The following is a 16,349-nucleotide window of genomic DNA, read 5'->3' as shown; positions in this document are numbered from 1 at the left end:
TCCATGCGCCGCATCAACACGCTCAACAAGGACACCGACGCGTTCGGCCCCGGCAAGCACGGCTGGAAGAACGGCGTGCCTGGCACGGCCAATCGACCGACCGAAGGGCAGGCGGAATGGTTCAACGCGATCCAGGAGGAAGTCGCGAGCGCCATTGAAGGCTCTGGAGCCGCGCTCGATCCCAACTCGAACGGCCAGTTGCTGGCCGCGATCAAGCTGCTCGCCGGCCCCGCCAACAATTCTTTGCCGACGGTCATCATTGCCGACGGCACCGACAAGCGCGCCGAGTTCGTGGCGGCCAACGCGCGCGGCCGCCCGGTGCAGATCTTCGGTGCCTGCCTGGTCGGCGTAGCCGTCACGATCACGGTGCCTATCATCGACACCACGCGACAGATCTTCGACTTGGCGGCGAAGGTGACCATCGACAACGGCATGAGCGTGCGCCCCGAATGGTTCGGGATCGGGAACATCGGAGCGCTGGATGCAGCCATCAACGCGTTGCCCGCAGGCGGCGGTGTGGTGCAGCTGGAGGTTGCGACCTACAAGCCTTCCGGCTACGCATACGGATTTGATGGCCCGGGTAGCTACATCAGCAAGGACAACGTCAAGATTCGCGGCCGGAAGATGCCCGCCTATGCGAACGACTGCCGATCGTTGACTGGCGGCTCGATCATCCAGGGGATGCTGCTCGCCTACGCCAGCGGCTTCGAGCTGAGCGACCTGGGAATCGACTGCGGCAAAAACGTGGTCGCGGCCTTCTACGGCAACGTCGAGGCGCCCGGCGTCACTGAGGCGCTGAACATCACCTATCCCACCAATGCGATCAAGGCCGCCTCACCGCTGAAGCGTGGCATTCGCCTGCACAACGTCACGACCTTGTGCAGCAGCCCGGGCTCAGCGACCCACTCGGCGATCATCGGCGAAGGGGTCGCCGACGTGCTTTGTACCGGGGAGATCCTCGGCTGCTACGGCATCCACGGCATCGTCATCAAGTGCAGCAAGGTGCGCGCCGAGGCGCTGACGTCGTACTGCAATGGCACCGAGGCCGTCATCATCAAGTCCGACCTGCAGGCCACGGCCATTGCGTCCGACATCAACATCGGCCGGATCGTGACCGACGCCAACGGCCCTCCGGGTACCACCCCCTGGGCGACGGCTCTTGGCGCTCAAGAGTACGGTCTGCTGCTCCACGCTTCGGGCAACAACATCGACACGGTGCAGATCGCTCAGCTGCGGTCCGTGGGGGCGAAAAGGGGCATTGGAACGTCCTTCGGGGGGAACTACGTGATCTCCTCCGTGAAGATCGGGGGTGCCTTTATCGACCAGAAGGACGTGGGCGGAATACGACAAGGGGTGCAACTGCTGGACGCCGGCGTCGGCCAAGGCAGCCTGATGCGCTTCAACATCGGGCAGTTGGAGTGCCGCAACACCACGGTAGGGCTCCAGGCGGTGTTCCACGTCGGCGCGACGCTGCAAGAGCGCGCGAGCGTGGGGCATCTGCTGGTGGTGGGCGCGGACAACGCGGTGGACTTGGGGAACACGGCCTACGTCGACATCGGAACTCTGGTGGCCGAGGTGCTCGCCGACGCGGTCTTCCACATCACCGGCACGCCCAGCATCGTCCTCGGCGCTCTTCAGAAGACCACGAACGTGCCCCAGGTCTACAGCACCCTGAACGGGGGCCTCCGGCCTGCGTTGGCGGGCACCTGGAGCCAGGTAAATGGCAACGATCCCTTTGGTGTGGACCTGCTCGGCGGGCGGGTGAACGTCCGTGGCCTGGTGAAACCGGGCGGCAACAACCTCGTCTCAACGCTGCCCGCCTGGGCGTGGCCGCTGACGCCTAAGCGCTTCATGGCGACGGGCTCGGCGGGGGGGAACCAGACCGCCGTGCCGGTGGTGGTTGGCTCGGACGGCACGGTGCGGGTGAACGAGGCGACCGGGTCCACCGCGAACTGCAGCGACTGGATTTCGCTGTCCGGGGTGTCCTACAGTGCGGTCGCCTAGGCTCCCCGGTTATCCACATGGGTGCATGAAGGCGGCTTCAATTCCGCCTTTGTGCGCTCCCAATTCCGTTTTTGCGCGCCCGCTTACAGGAGCCCCGGGGCTTCCATCTCGGACGCACGCACACGATTCGGCTCCGCATCTTGCCGACTTTCCGGCAAGATGCGGAGTCACAAGTCTTTGATTTATAAAGAAATTACGGGCTTTTTCGAATGATGCCAAACCTCCTATCGCCAGCGACTCTTGCGGGTTCAAGAAGGGTAAGGTCATGAAACTGGAAGAACGACTACTGCGGTCCATTGCCCGGAGAAAGGGCAATGTCGTCCTGCGCTCGGACATCGCCTCGCTCGGCAGCTCCTCCCAGCTTTCCGCAGCTCTAAAGTTGCTGCAGCAACGCGGGGTGCTTGTACGAATTGGCACCGGCATCTACGCAAAAACCAGAGTTAGCTCTGTCACCGGGGCAACCATTCCAGCAGGAACATTGGAAAGTCTTTCCCTGGAAGCTCTGAACCGCATGGGCGTGAAAGTGAGCGTGGGCAGCGCTGCGGCAGAGTACAACGCGGGTCGAACCACTCAGATGCCCGGCAAACTGGTGGTCAACACGGGAAAACGCCGGATTCAGCGAAACATTGTCGTGGGCGGGCGCCGCCTCGCCTATGAGAACAATTACGGTCGAGCAGCAGCAAGCGCTTGAAGACCTTTCGGCGCAAGGGCTTCTTGCTGGCCTGCCCTATCAAACGGCAGAGAAAGATATCCACGTTACGGACTTGCTCGACGAGCTGAGCCGACTGGAAATTCGGCATGAGCACTTCAAGGGGCTGCGTCGAGGGGAATCACCAAAAGTCGATGACGGCATTCAGCTCGTGTTTGCCGGAGGAACTTGCCTTTCCAAGGCGCACCGGCTGATTTCCCGGATGTCCGAAGACATCGACATCAAGGTGGTCCTCTCGCCCCCGTCTGCTGAGCTTAAGAAGGACATCAGCTGCCGGGCGCGCTTGAGGGCCCTCCATGCGGCCATCGAAAGTGTTTTGGCGTCCGCAGAATTTAAAGTGCCAGATGTCGTGGACGGCCGGAGGAATCCTCACGTCCGCGACGCACATCGCTACTACGTGGTTGGCTCTCAGTACAAGTCGAAGGCGCCGCTGCTTGGAACGCTGCGGCCCGAATTGAAGCTAGAAGTCATCCATAGACATCCGAGGCTGAAGGCCACGCCAGTCAGCTTCGGTTATCTGCACGAAACCTTGGCGGGCTTACCACGATCGAAGACCGTTACGATTTCATGCTTCCACGTCGCCGAGACGCTTGCCGAGAAGGTGCTGTCACTCCTACGACGCTGCCACTGGAAATGGAGTGGACTCCAAGAATCGGAGATGGACCCTGCATTGGTTCGTCACGTTTACGATGTTCACCGCATCATGGAGGCCCAGCCGGAGAGCAGCTTGCTCTGGCGTGCTCCATCTTTGCGGAGTTGGTAGCAGGCGACGCTGCTGAATTTAAGGACAGAGACCCCGAATTTGAATCGCATCCTCGCGTGGCTTTGACCAAGATCCTCAAAACGGCAAAGGTCAGCGAGGAGCTTCGAGCACGGTATTCCGAAAGGCTGCTTCCCCTCATTTTCGAGGGGGCTGAAGTTGGGTGTTCTACAGCGTTTGCCTCGTTCGAGGCTGCTGCTCAGGAACTACTCGCTCGGCTCTAGTTCTGACGCCATGTAGGCACCTCGCCCTGGTCGGCAAGCTCCGCCCGAACCAGAGCTGGGCAATGATCCCCACGACGCGGGCTGCTTTCCTCCCCCTCGCCTCCATCAGTCCGCCATGCCAGCCGAGGGAGTGGCAGCCACATCGCCCAGAGACGCCTCCGAACGCCGCTCATCTTGAGACGTCGCAGCACTTGCCCCGCCCTGCCCGTCCTGCACCGCCGCATGGAAGGTCTTGGCACCCCGCACCAGGTAGGAATAAATCACCGGCACCACCACCAGCGTCAGCAGCGTCGAGGTGATCACCCCGCCGATGATGGCCCGGCCCATCGGTGCCTGGATCTCGCCACCATCATTCAGCGCAATCGCCATCGGCAACATGCCAAACACCATGGCGGCAGTCGTCATGATGATGGGCCGCATCCGCACCAGCCCGGCCTGCAGCAGCGCCTCGGGAATGGAGAGCCCTTCCTTGCGCGCATGGTTGGCAAAGTCCACCAGCAGAATCGCGTTTTTGGTCACCAGGCCCATCAGCATCACCAGGCCGATCATGGAGAACACATTCAGCGTGGTCTTCCAAAACAGCAGGGCCAGCATCACCCCGATGAGCGACAGCGGCAGCGACGCCATGATCGCAATCGGCTGCAGGAAGCTGGCGAACTGGCTGGCCAGCACGATGTAGATGAAGATCAGCGCCAGCCCCATCGCCGCCACCAGGCCGATCATGAAGTCCGCCTGCTGCTTGCTGTCCCCGTCCACCATGAAGCTGATGCCCGGGGGCAGTTCGGTCTCTTTGATGAGCTTCTGCACGTCCGCATTCACATCGCCCGACGGACGCCCCTGCACACCGGCATAAACCGCTTCACGGCGCTGCAGGTTCTGACGGCGGATCACCTCGGGGTTGAACACCTCCTCCAGCGTGGCCACCTGCTCCAGCGACACGGGCGAACCGTCCTTGGCAAAGGCCACCGGCAGGCGACGCATCTGTTCCAGGTTCTGCCGCTGGTCCTGGGGCAGGCGCAACAGGACCTCCACCTGATCGCCGTTCGGCGTGGTCCAGTAGGTGGCCACCTCGCCGTTCACATAGGCATGCAGCGAAGACGCCACCATCGGCGCATTCAGGCCCAGTTCACGCACCGCTGAGTCCTTCAGACGGACCGCATAGGTCGGCACACCCGGTTTGACGGTGGTGTCCACATCGACCGCCCCCTTGATCTTCTTCACCTTGGCGGCGAAGTCCTTGGCCACCTGGGTCAGCACCTCCGGGTCGCTGCCCAGAATGGTCACCCACACCGGACGATTGAAGCCCACGCTGACCTCCACGCCGGGAATGCGGGAGATTTCCGCGCGGATGGCGTCTTCCACCTGCGTCTGGCTGCGCTGGCGCTCACGACGGTCCACCAGGGCGATGTTGAGCATGGCCTGGTTGCGGCCGGTGGACATGCCTTCACCCGTGGCCCCCACCACGGTGGACACCGTCTTCACCTCCGGCATGCGCGAGACGATCTCCTCCACCTGCCGCACCTTGTTGTCGCCCCGCTCCAGGCTCGTGGCCACCGGCATGCGCAGGCTGAGCTGGGTGAAGCCCTGGTCGGTCTGCGGCACGAATTCACCGCCCACCAAGGGCACCAGCATCAACGCCCCCACAAAGCTGGCCACACCGCCCAGGGTGACCAGGCCCCGTGGCGTGATGGTGGCCAGGCGCAGACGACGCGGCAGCTGGCGCTGGCGCTCGCCATGGCCATCGAACGGACGCGCATACACCGGCACCGGCGGCACGAACAGACGGTAGCGGCGGCCGGAGAAGATCCAGCGGATGCTGCTTTCATACCAGCGGTGCAGAACATCCATGCCGGCATCGGTGGCGCGGATCAGGTGGCCGATCACTGGCCACCGCTTCAGTCGGGCCGATGGCGGGTCGTGCCAGACCGACGACATCATCGGGTCCAGCGTGAAGCTGACAAACAGCGACACCAGCACCGCCACCGCCACGGTGATGCCGAACGGGTAGAAGAACTTCCCGATCACGCCCCCCATGAACGCCACCGGCACAAATACCGCGCAAATGGCAAAGGTGGTGGCCATCACCGCCAGGCCGATTTCATTGGTGCCATCCTCCGCCGCGCGTCGATGGTCCTTGCCCATGCCCACATGGCGCACGATGTTCTCCCGCACCACGATGGCATCGTCGATCAGCAGCCCGATGCACAGGCTCAGCGCCATCATCGTCATGAAGTTCAGGGTGAAGCCGAAGGCATAAACGGCGATGAAGCTGGAGATCACTGAAATCGGCAAGGTGAGGCCGGTGATGACGGTGGACCGCCAGCTGTGCAGGAACAGGAAAACGATGGCGACGGTCAGCAACGCGCCTTCCACCAGCGTGTGGCGCAGGCCCTTGAGCGAGTTCTTCACGAAGTCGCTGTTGGCATAGATCAGGCGCAGCTCCATGTCCTTGGGCAGCGTCTTGCGCAGCTCCGCCAGCGCGGATTGGATGGCTTCGCCGGTGGCAACAATGTTGGCGTCCTGCTGCTTGAAGATGTTGAAGTTGACCGCCGGCTGGCCATTGATGCGGGCAATCGAATCCCGCTCGCGTTCACGCTCCACCAGCGTGCCCAGGTCGCCCAGGGTGAGGTTGAGGTCGCCCCGGCGGGCCACCACCACATTCACGAACTCCTTGGGGTCCTTCACCCTGCCTTCCACCCGCAGCATGGTGTCGGTGGCGGCATTCGAGAGCAGGCCCACCGGCGAATCGGTATTGGCCTCATTGAGCGCCGCCGCAATCTGCGCCGGGGTCACGCTGTAGGCACGCAGGCGTTGCGGGTCCAGGTCGATGCGCACCTCCCGCAGCGCCAGGCCGCCCACATCCACGCGGGCCACGCCTTCCACGCGCGACAGGCGCTTGGACACGACCAGGTCGGCCATCATCGAGATTTCACGCGGCGTGCGGGTCTTGCTGAGCAAGGCCGCCACCACCACCGGCTGGGCGTTGTCGCCTTGGAACCGTGACACGGTCGGCGGCTTGGCTTCCTTGGGGAAGTTGGCCTGGGCCAGTGCCACCTGGTCCCGCACTTCCTGCATGGCCCGGTTCATGTCGACATTGAGGCTGAATTCCACGCTGGCCTGCACCCGGCCCTCAAAGCTGCGGGACTGGATGCGGTCCACACCGGCCACGGTGTTCAGCGCTTCCTCCAGCGGCTTGGCGATTTCACGTTCCACCGCCTCGGGCGAGGCACCGGGGTAACGCACATCGATCCAGGCGCCGGGCAGGGAGATGTCGGGCATCTGCTCGACGCCCAGCCTGGAATAGGAAAACAGACCCAGCACACACAGGGCCACCATCACCATGGTGGCGAACACAGGGTTCTGGATGGAGATACGGGTCATCCACATGGGGAATCCCTTCTTGTTGTCGTCTTGTCAGGGGGCAGCCGCTGCCGCCCGGTGCTTACTGCGTGCTGGCGCTTGCGGAGGCGCTGGCTACGCTGGCCTTGGGCGCCAGCACGGTGGCCTTGTCACCTTCCTTCAGGTTGTCAAAGCGCGCACCCAGCACCTGGGCGTCCGGCGTCAGACCGGCCAGCACTTCCACCCGCCCTTCCCGCGGGTCCCGGCGGCCGGTGGTGACGATGCGGCGCACCAGGTTGCCCTTGTCGATCACCCACACATGCTCCTGGCCGGACACACTGCCGATGGCGGTCAGCGGGATGGTCAAACGCTGCGTGTCGTCCGGCAGCGCCACCCGGGCCACCGCATACTGGCCGGCGCGGAAGCGCTCGCCGGGGTTGTCCAGCGTGAGCGTGACGCCGATGGAGCGGGTACCGGGTTCCGCCGCCGGGGCGATCCGGGCGATACGGGCCTGCACCGGCGCATCAAACCCTTCCACCTGCATGTTGACGACCATGCCGGGCTTGAGCCGGCTCACTTCATGGGTGCCGACCAGGCCCGCCAATTCGAGGCGGGAGAGGTCCACGATGGTCAGCACCTGCTGCTCGGCGGCCACTTTCTCACCAGGCACCGCGTGGCGTTTGTAGACGATGCCGTCGATGGGCGACAGCAGCGCGGCCTGACGCAGCAGGACCTCACTGGTGCCCAACTGAGCTTGGGCGGACATCAGTTGGCCACGGGCGGTTTCCAGCGCGGCACGGGAGTTGTCCAGGGCCGTGGGGGCGATGAAGTTCTGCGTGGCCAGGCCCTGGTTGGCCTTGTACTGGCGCTCGTACTGCTCATATTGGGCACGCGCCGATTCCACACCGGCTGCACGCTCCGCCACCTTGTGGCGCAGTTCTTCCAGATCCAGCTGGCCCAGGCTCTGGCCCGCCTTGACCCGGCTGCCCTCCCCCACCGCCAGACTGACCAGGCTGCCGGACGCCTTGGCCCGTACCACCACCGTGTTGGGCGCCACCAGCGGCCCGGAGAACTCGATCACCCCTGGCATGCTCGCCGGCTGCGGCTTCACCACCTCAGCGGCCTGGAACTCCAGCGCCGGTTTGGCGTCGTCCTTTTTGGGTGCCGGCGCGGACGGACGACTGGTGGCAAACACTGCTGCCCCACCCGCCAGGACCACCACCGCCAGCCCACCCAGCCACACCTTCTTGCGCATGTTCTCCCCCATGTCCTTGAACCGCTTCGCCGGACCGTTGGGGCATGACCCCACAACGAAGCTCGAATGCGGCGGAGTGTAGGAACCGGTTCAGGGGGCCGGGGGGCAACTGCGACGAATTGCAGATTGCGAAGCATGAACTGCCTCCCGGCGAATCATTCCGCTCGGGGGCAGAGCGGTTCAATCGTGCGGAGGCACGCTGGCCGCGATGGCGGCGATCGGCAATTCCACATCCGCACATTGCGCGCGGTGCAGCAGCACATGGTCCATGACCACCAGGGCCAGCATGGCCTCAGCGATCGGGGTGGCGCGGATGCCCACACAGGGGTCATGGCGGCCGAAGGTCTCGACCGTGGTGGGCTCCCCGGCGCGATTGATCGATGCCTTGGGTGTCCGGATGGAACTGGTGGGTTTGATGGCGATGGACACCCGCAGGTCCTGACCGCTGGAGATGCCGCCCAGCACACCACCGGCGTTGTTGCTGGCGAAGCCCTGCGGCGTCAGCTCATCCCCATGCTGGCTGCCCTTCTGGCGAACACTGTCAAAACCGGCGCCGATCTCCACGCCCTTGACCGCATTGATGCCCATCATGGCGTAGGCGATGTCGGCGTCCAGCTTGTCAAACAGCGGCTGGCCCAGGCCGGCGGGAATGCCGGTGGCTTCCACCAGCAGCCGGGCGCCGACGGAGTCGCCGTCCTTGCGGAGCTGGTCCATGTAGGCCTCCAGGGCCTCAATTTGGCTGGCATTGGCTGCAAAGAATGGGTTGTGGCCGACATGCTGCCAGCCTTCAAACGCAAGATCGATCTCGCCCAGCGCCGTCATGCAGCCCCGGAAACCGATGCCGTGCTGCTGCTGGAGCCACTTGCGGGCCACCGCGCCGGCAGCCACCATGGGGGCGGTGAGCCGGGCCGACGAACGGCCGCCGCCCCGCGGGTCGCGCAGGCCGTATTTGCGCCAGTAGGTGTAGTCCGCATGGCCGGGGCGGAAGGTGTCCAGGATGTTGCCGTAGTCCTTGCTGCGCTGGTCCACATTGCGGATGAGCAGGCAGATGGGCGTACCGGTGGTCTGGCCTTCATACACGCCGGAGAGGATCTCCACCTGGTCCGGCTCCTGCCGCTGGGTGACATGGCGCGAGGTGCCCGGGCGGCGACGGTCCAGCTCCGGCTGGATGTCTTCCACCGACAGCGCCAACCCCGGCGGGCAGCCATCAATGACGCAGCCGATGGCCGGCCCATGGCTTTCGCCGAAATTCGTGACGCGAAACAAGCTGCCGAAGGTGCTGCCGGACATCTGGGAAACCCTGACTGGGCCGAAACAAGGAACGTCCGATTCTACGAGCCCGCTGCCCGACACACCCGCCAGCGGCCCTTCAGCGGCCAGCAAAAACGGCCCTCACCGGGGCCGTTGACAGGGGATTTTGCATGGCAGCTCGGAAACCCAGGCTTCGTCTGAACTCCCGCTCAGGACGCCTGCGCCTGACCGCCCTCTTCCGCAGGCCAGTCACGGATGTAGGCCTTGAGCATGCGGTTTTCAAAGTCCTGCGAATCCACCACCGTCTTCGCCACGTCATAAAAGGAGATGACGCCCATCAGTTGCCGGCCGTTGAGCACCGGCATGTAACGGGCATGACGGCCCAGCATCATGCGGCGCACTTCATCGATTTCCGTGGCGGGGGTGCAGGTCAGCGGCGCGTCGTCCATGACGCTGCGGACCAGCGAGGTGCCCACACTGCCGCCATTGCGGGTGATGGCCTGGATGACCTCGCGGAAGGTGAGCATGCCCACCAGATCGTCGAACTCGATCACCACCAGCGAGCCGATGTCGCGCTCGGCCATGGTGGCCACGGCGTCGGCCAATGGCTGGTCGGGAGAGACGGTAAAGAGCGTGTTGCCCTTGACGCGCAGGATGTCGGAGACTTTCATGCCTGCCAACATAGCACACAATGCCCGCCTTATGACGGCCGGACCACGGCCGCAGACATCAGGAGACACCCCATGGCAGGTCCTGCCGACCCCGGCTTCGACACCCTGGCGCTGCATGCTGGCGCCAGCCCCGACCCCAGCACCGGCGCCCGAGCGGTGCCGCTGCATCTGTCCACGTCGTTCGTGTTCGAGAGCACCGAGCAGGCGGCCGGGCTCTTCAACATGGAGCGCAGCGGGCACGTGTATTCCCGGCTGTCCAACCCCACCACGGCAGTGCTGGAGGAACGCATGGCGGCCCTGGACGGGGGCGTGGGCGCCATTGCCACCGCCAGCGGTCAGGCGGCCCTGCACCTGGCGGTGACCACCCTGGCCGGTGCCGGCCATCACATCGTGGCGTCTGCCGCCTTGTATGGGGGCTCCCACAATCTGCTGCATTACACGCTGCGCCGATTCGGCATCAGCACCACGTTTGTCCCGCCCGGCGACCTGGATGCCTGGCGCAACGCCATTCGCCCGGAGACGCGCCTGCTGTTGGGAGAAAGCCTCGGCAACCCCGGGCTGGACGTGCTGGACATCCCTGCCGTGGCGCAGATCGCGCATGACGCCGGCCTGCCGCTGCTGGTGGATGCCACCTTCGTGACCCCCTATCTGCAGCAGCCGCTGGCGCTGGGCGCCGATCTGGTCTACCACTCGGCCACCAAGTTCCTGTGCGGCCATGGCACGGTGGTGGGCGGCGTGCTGGTGGATGGTGGCCGCTTCGACTGGGAGCGGGCCCATGCGGCCAGCGGGCCGGAGCGCCGCTTTGCCGAGCTGTGCGCACCCTATGACGGCTTTCATGGCATGGTGTTCACTGAAGAGAGCACCGTGGGCGCCTTCCTGCTGCGCGCCCGGCGCGAGGGCCTGCGGGACTTTGGCGCCTGCATGAGCCCGCACACGGCCTGGCTGATTCTGCAGGGCATTGAAACCCTTCCGCTGCGGATGCAGCGGCATGTGGCCAATGCGGGCCGGGTGGCGGAGTTCCTGTCCCGCCATCCGCTGGTGGAACGTGTGGCCTATCCCGGCCTGTCGGCCCACAAAGACCATGCACGGGCGGCCCGGCTGTTGCCCAAGGGCGCGGGCGCGGTGTTCAGCTTCGATCTGAAGGGGGGCCGGGATCAGGGGCGCAAGTTCATTGAATCGCTGCGGCTGTTTTCGCATCTGGCGAATGTGGGAGATGCCCGGTCGCTGGTCATCCACCCGGCGTCCACCACCCATTTCCGCATGGATGACGCCGCGCTGGCCGCCTCCGGCATCGGGCCAGGCACCCTCCGGCTGTCCATCGGCCTGGAAGATCCCGACGACCTGGTGGCCGACCTCACCGCAGCCTTGAAGGTGGCCGCCAAATGAAGATCACCGTCAACAACCAGACCGCGTATGCCTATACCGGTGGCAAGACCTTCGATCCCGCCCTGCCCTGCGTGGTGTTCCTGCATGGCGCCCTGAACGACCACAGTGTGTGGACGCTGCTGGCCCGGTATGTGGCCCACCATGGCGCATCGGCCCTGGCGGTGGACCTGCCGGGGCATGGACGCAGTAAGGGGCCGCCGCTGCCGGATGTGGAGTCGCTGGGGGGCTGGGTGCTGTCGCTGCTGACGGCTGCGGGCGTGCAGACCGCCGCCCTGGTGGGCCATTCCATGGGCTCGCTGATCGCCCTGGAAGCGGCCGCGCAGGCGCCGGAGCGTTGTTCACGCCTGGTGATGGTGGGCACCGCCTGGCCGATGAAGGTCAGCGAAGCGATGCTGAACACCGCACGGGAGCAGCCAGCGGCCGCCATGGCGATGGTCAATGCGTTCTCTCATGCGACGCTGGCGGCCAAGCCGTCCAGCCCTGGGCCGGGGGTGTGGTTGCACGGCGCCAGTCTGGCGCTGATGGAACGCATGCAGGCCACCGGGGCAGACCACGGCAATCTGTTCCTGCATGACTTCCAGGTCTGTGACCGATATGCCGGTGCGCCGGACGCGGCGGCGCGGGTGCTGGCGCCGGTCCATCTGATCCTGGGCAGCAAGGACGTCATGACACCGCCCAAGGCGGCGCGTCAGTTGACGGAGATGCTCAAGGCCCAGGTGCAGACGCTGCCTGCCGGGCACGCGCTGATGGCGGAAGCGCCGGAAGGGGTGCTGGCAGCGCTGAAGGTGGCGCTGGCCTGAGCGGAGGCAGCGCCAGGGGGCGTTATGGGCATCGTGCATCGTGCATCGGGTGCCCCGACCGCATCGGCCACGTCGAGCAAGACGGGCGGCACCTCCAATGACCCGGTGGCGCCGCTTGGAACGGTCAGACCGGCTCGGGGTGCCCGATCAGCCCATCAACCCATCAGCCCTGCGTGGCCTTCAAGGCGCTCAGCATCTCGTCCACCATCTTGTCCAGGTCGTACTGGAGCTTCCAGCCCCAGTCGCGCTGCGCCACGGTGTCATCGATGGCCTGAGGCCAGCTGGCGGCGATCTGCTGGCGGAAGTCCGGCACGTAGTCGATGGTGAAGTCCGGCATGTGCCGGCGGATGGAGGCCGCGATCTGCGCGGGCGTGAAGCTCACACCCGCCAGGTTGTAGCTGCCCCATTCGGTGATGCGATCCGCCGGTGCTTCCATCAGCTCCAGCGTGGCGCGCAGCGCGTCCGGCATGTACATCATCGGCAGGGCCTGGTCCTCCCGCAGGAAGCAGGTATAGCGGCCCTGCTTGAGTGCCTCATGGAAGATCTCCACCGCGTAATCGGTGGTGCCGCCGCCCGGCGGCGTCTTCCAGCTGATCAGGCCCGGATAACGCAGGCTGCGCACATCCACGCCGTGGTTGGCGTGGTACCAGCGGCACCAGCCCTCACCAGCCAGCTTGGACACGCCGTAGACGGTGGTCGGGTCCATCACCGTGGTCTGGGGCGTGCCCACCTTGGGGGTCTGCGGACCAAAGGCCGCAATCGAGCTGGGCCAGAACACCCGTTCCAGCTTGACCGTGCGGGCCAGTTCCAGCACATGCAGCAGCCCCTTCATGTTCAGATCCCACGCCCACATCGGATGCTTTTCACCGGTGGCGGAAAGGGCCGCCGCCAGGTGATAGATCTGCGTGATGCCATGGCGCTTGACCACGGCCGCGAGCGCGGCGCCGTCGGTGACGTCCAGCATTTCATGCGTCAGGAAGGGCACCCGGCCCTGCGGCGCCACATCGCTGGTGATGACGTTGGCGTTGCCGTGGCGCTGGGCCAGCTCCACCGCCAGTTCGGAACCGATCTGGCCGTTGGCCCCAATCAACAAAATCTTGCTCATTGCTTGTCTTCTACTGCACGTGATGCCGGTCTACCGTGACCCGCAACGACTTGAATCGCAACCTGCCACCCAGCCTTACTTCACCAGGCCCAGCTCACGGCCGGCCTGCGCAAACGCAGCCACCGCCCGCTCCAGGTGGGCCCGTTCATGCACGGCGGAAATCTGCACCCGCACCCGGGCCTGATCCTTCGGCACCACCGGATAGAAGAAGCCGACCGCATACACGCCCAGCTCCAGCAGACGCGCGCTCAGTTGCTGCGCCTTGACCGCATCAAACACCATGATCGGGACGATCGGGTGCGTGCCGGGCTTGATCTGGAAACCGGCCTGCTGGATGGCTTCGCGGAAATAGAGGGTGTTGGCTTCCAGCTTGTCGCGCAGCGCGGTGCTGGCTTCCAGCAGGTCCAGCACGGCCAGCGATGCGCCCACGATGCTGGGGGCCACGGTGTTGGAGAAGAGATACGGGCGCGAGCGCTGACGCAGCAGCTCGATCACTTCCTTGCGGCCGGTGGTGAAACCGCCGGACGCACCGCCCAGGGCCTTGCCCAGCGTGCCGGTGATGATGTCCACCTTGCCGAACACACCACGATGCTCATGCGTGCCGCGCCCGGTCTTGCCCATGAAGCCGCTGGCATGGCATTCGTCGATGCCCAGCAGCGCGCCGTGGCGGTGGGTGATCTCGCGGATGATGTCCAGTTGGGCAATGGTGCCGTCCATCGAGAACACACCGTCGGTGAAGACCAGCACGTGGCGCGCCCCGGCCTGGCGGGCGTCCACCAGCTGGCGCTCCAGGTCGGCCATGTCGTTGTGCTTGTAGCGGTAGCGCTTGGCCTTGCACAGGCGGATGCCGTCGATGATGGACGCGTGGTTCAGCTCGTCGCTGATGATGGCGTCCTGCTCGCCCAGCAGCGGCTCGAACAGCCCGCCATTGGCATCAAAGGCGGCAGCGTAGAGGATGGTGTCTTCGGTACCCAGGAAGCGGGCCAGGCGCTGCTCCAACTCTTTGTGGATGTCCTGCGTGCCGCAGATGAAGCGCACCGACGACAGGCCGTAGCCATGGGTACGCAGCGCCTCATGGGCCGCTTCCAGCACCTTCGGATGGGCCGACAGGCCCAGGTAGTTGTTGGCGCACAGATTGATGACCTCATGCCCCTGCGTGGTGGTCACCACCGCGCCTTGCGGGCTGGTGATGATGCGCTCGCTCTTGTAGAGCCCCGCCTCGCGAATGCCCTGCAGTTCATTTTGCAGATGGCGATAGAAATCTTCGCTGGTGGCGGTGCTGGTGACGGCACGGGGGGCGACGTCTTGAGGGGCCTGGGTGGTCATGCGGGGAACTCCTGCGGCACAATCCGTTAAATCGAACACGTCCGTTATATCGAACGGCCGTGCAGTATCAAGGAATCAATCCAGCGGGTCAAGGTGGCGCAGCCACCGAGGCTCTGCCTCTGTCAGTGAGCCATGTCCGTCCATCCGTCTGAAAAACTGGAACCTCCGCGCGTCGGCGCGACGCTGCAGGCATTGCGTCAGGCGCAGGGACTGTCGCTGGATGAACTGTCGCGTCGCGCGGGAGTCTCCAAGTCGATGCTCTCTCAGATTGAACGGAACCAGGCCAATCCCACAGTGGCGGTGGTGTGGCGGCTGGCCAATGCACTGCGGGTGGAATTGTCCGAACTGCTGGGCGGGGAGCGCCCGGCCGCCCCGCCGATCGAAGTGGTGGCCGCCCATGCCACGCCGGGCCTGTCCAGCCCGGATGGGCTGTGCCGGTTGCGCATCCTGGGCCCCATTGAGCTGGCGGGACAGTTCGAATGGTATGAACTGACGGTGCAGCCGGGCGGCGCGCTGGAGTCCGAGGCGCATGAGCCGGGCTCTCGGGAACACTTGAGCGTGCTGAACGGTGAACTGGAAGTCAGTGCCGGCGGCAGCCGTCAGATCGTCAAGGCCGGCGAGACCGCACGGTATGCCGTGGACGGCACCCATGCCATCCGCAACCTGGGCAAAAAGCCGGCGACCGCGATGCTCGCGGTGCTGCATGCCTGAGGTCATCCAGCGAACGCGACACGCATCAAAGGAAGCGAACGCTCTGTTACCGACTTCTCCCTGACCTGCCTTCAGAATCGTCACCAAGAGAGAGGGAGCGTTTCAGGTAGTTCAATTGATGCAACAACGCTCACTGAAGTCAGTCCCGGATCCGTCGCACGCCCAGCGGTTCGGGCCCGAGGGGTCGGCGGCTGGCGCTGCAGCTGGATCTGCAGCTGGATCTGCAGCCGGTTCTGCAGCCGGTTCTGCGGCTGGTTCTGCGGCTGGCTCCGCCACTGATTCCACCCACGTCGTGGGGTCGCCCACCAGCATCAGGCCTGCCCCCGACGATCAACTCCAGCGTCTGGCCATGCTGGAAGGCTTCGCGCGCCTGCGTGTGGCAGAGCAACGCGTGCGCGACGGCCTGGTGGCCCCCCACATTCATGTACAGCGTGCGTCCGAGAGCGCGCCGCTGCATGCTGGCCCGTCGACGCCCTCGGCGGCCCGCCATGCGTTCACCCCCAACGCCAGTTCGTCGCGCGGGCGCTGGGCCCGATGGGCGTTCGGGTTGCTGGGCCTGCTCCTGCTCGCCAGTGCCCTGGCCCTCAAGCTCTGGCGCTGACCGGCTCCCAATGACCGGCTCACAATGACCGGCTCACAATGAGCTGCTGGCAACGAAGTGCCAGCAACGAGACCCTGGCAACGAGCTGCTGGCGATGAGGCCCGACCCAGCAATGAACCGCAGTCCATTCAGGCTGAGCCTCACAAGGCAGTCCCCGGCGGGAGGGGCAGAGCGTTGGCAATCCTGATGGGTTTGCTAGGCGTCAAA

At 65.1% G+C, this 16,349-nt stretch carries 13 protein-coding genes; 7 read left to right on the top strand and 6 right to left on the bottom strand.

Annotated features, from left to right (window positions below):
• Positions 1-3: 3 nt before the first annotated feature.
• The 3 genes from OU995_RS16045 (at position 4) to OU995_RS16035 (ending at position 3,476) form a co-directional block, all read left to right on the top strand.
• The gene (locus OU995_RS16045) at positions 4-2,004 is read left to right on the top strand and encodes a hypothetical protein (RefSeq protein WP_267831016.1); all 2,001 of its coding nucleotides are present in this window, start codon (positions 4-6) and stop codon (positions 2,002-2,004) included.
• Between the two features lie 265 nt (positions 2,005-2,269).
• Positions 2,270-2,695 (top strand): DUF6088 family protein, encoded by a 426-nt coding sequence (locus OU995_RS16040; RefSeq protein WP_267831015.1) that lies wholly within the window; start codon positions 2,270-2,272, stop codon positions 2,693-2,695.
• Positions 2,658-3,476 (top strand): nucleotidyl transferase AbiEii/AbiGii toxin family protein, encoded by an 819-nt coding sequence (locus tag OU995_RS16035; RefSeq protein WP_267831014.1) that lies wholly within the window; start codon positions 2,658-2,660, stop codon positions 3,474-3,476. Before OU995_RS16040 ends, OU995_RS16035 begins: the two co-directional genes overlap by 38 nt.
• Before the next feature lie 326 nt (positions 3,477-3,802).
• Here OU995_RS16035 and OU995_RS16030 read toward each other — a convergent pair whose 3' ends face one another.
• The 4 genes from OU995_RS16030 to OU995_RS16015 form a co-directional block, all read right to left on the bottom strand.
• Positions 3,803-7,084, bottom strand: a complete 3,282-nt coding sequence (locus tag OU995_RS16030) for an efflux RND transporter permease subunit (RefSeq protein WP_267831013.1) — start codon at positions 7,082-7,084, stop codon at positions 3,803-3,805.
• Positions 7,085-7,139: 55 nt separating this feature from the next.
• Entirely contained in the window at positions 7,140-8,291 is a 1,152-nt protein-coding gene (locus OU995_RS16025; RefSeq protein WP_267831012.1) for an efflux RND transporter periplasmic adaptor subunit, read from the bottom strand.
• Between the two features lie 180 nt (positions 8,292-8,471).
• Positions 8,472-9,581 carry a chorismate synthase gene (aroC, locus tag OU995_RS16020; RefSeq protein WP_267831011.1) on the bottom strand — a complete coding sequence of 370 codons (1,110 nt, stop codon included), beginning with the start codon at positions 9,579-9,581 and terminating at the stop codon, positions 8,472-8,474.
• Positions 9,582-9,751: 170 nt separating this feature from the next.
• Positions 9,752-10,213, bottom strand: a complete 462-nt coding sequence (locus OU995_RS16015; protein WP_058935553.1) for a CBS domain-containing protein — start codon at positions 10,211-10,213, stop codon at positions 9,752-9,754.
• A gap of 72 nt (positions 10,214-10,285) precedes the next feature.
• On the opposite strand from OU995_RS16015, the gene OU995_RS16010 reads away from it, so the two are divergent.
• On the top strand, positions 10,286-11,599 hold the full coding sequence (locus OU995_RS16010; RefSeq protein WP_267831010.1) for an O-acetylhomoserine aminocarboxypropyltransferase: 1,314 nt from the start codon (positions 10,286-10,288) through the stop codon (positions 11,597-11,599).
• Positions 11,596-12,399 carry an alpha/beta fold hydrolase gene (locus OU995_RS16005; protein WP_267831009.1) on the top strand — a complete coding sequence of 268 codons (804 nt, stop codon included), beginning with the start codon at positions 11,596-11,598 and terminating at the stop codon, positions 12,397-12,399. The genes OU995_RS16010 and OU995_RS16005 overlap by 4 nt, the downstream gene beginning before the upstream one ends.
• A gap of 163 nt (positions 12,400-12,562) precedes the next feature.
• On the opposite strand, the gene OU995_RS16000 is transcribed toward OU995_RS16005, so the two are convergent.
• Both OU995_RS16000 and kbl read right to left on the bottom strand, forming a co-directional pair.
• Positions 12,563-13,504: an NAD-dependent epimerase/dehydratase family protein gene (locus OU995_RS16000; protein WP_267831008.1), complete on the bottom strand. Its 942-nt coding sequence runs from the start codon at positions 13,502-13,504 to the stop codon at positions 12,563-12,565.
• Between the two features lie 75 nt (positions 13,505-13,579).
• Positions 13,580-14,830, bottom strand: coding sequence for a glycine C-acetyltransferase (gene kbl, locus OU995_RS15995; RefSeq protein WP_267831007.1), 1,251 nt, complete (start codon positions 14,828-14,830; stop codon positions 13,580-13,582).
• A 132-nt stretch (positions 14,831-14,962) separates the two neighbouring features.
• Here kbl and OU995_RS15990 point away from each other — a divergent pair, with 132 nt between their 5' ends.
• Complete coding sequence (locus tag OU995_RS15990) at positions 14,963-15,541, top strand: helix-turn-helix domain-containing protein (protein WP_267831006.1); 579 nt, start codon at positions 14,963-14,965, stop codon at positions 15,539-15,541.
• A gap of 292 nt (positions 15,542-15,833) precedes the next feature.
• Complete coding sequence (locus OU995_RS15985) at positions 15,834-16,142, top strand: hypothetical protein (protein WP_267831005.1); 309 nt, start codon at positions 15,834-15,836, stop codon at positions 16,140-16,142.
• The last annotated feature ends 207 nt before the right edge of the window (positions 16,143-16,349 follow it).

The sequence above is a fragment of the Roseateles sp. SL47 genome, assembly GCF_026625885.1.
In the GTDB taxonomy this organism is placed as follows: domain Bacteria; phylum Pseudomonadota; class Gammaproteobacteria; order Burkholderiales; family Burkholderiaceae_C; genus Roseateles.
Note: the sequence above shows the minus strand (reverse complement) of the source record. Positions and strands in the feature narration are given on the sequence as shown.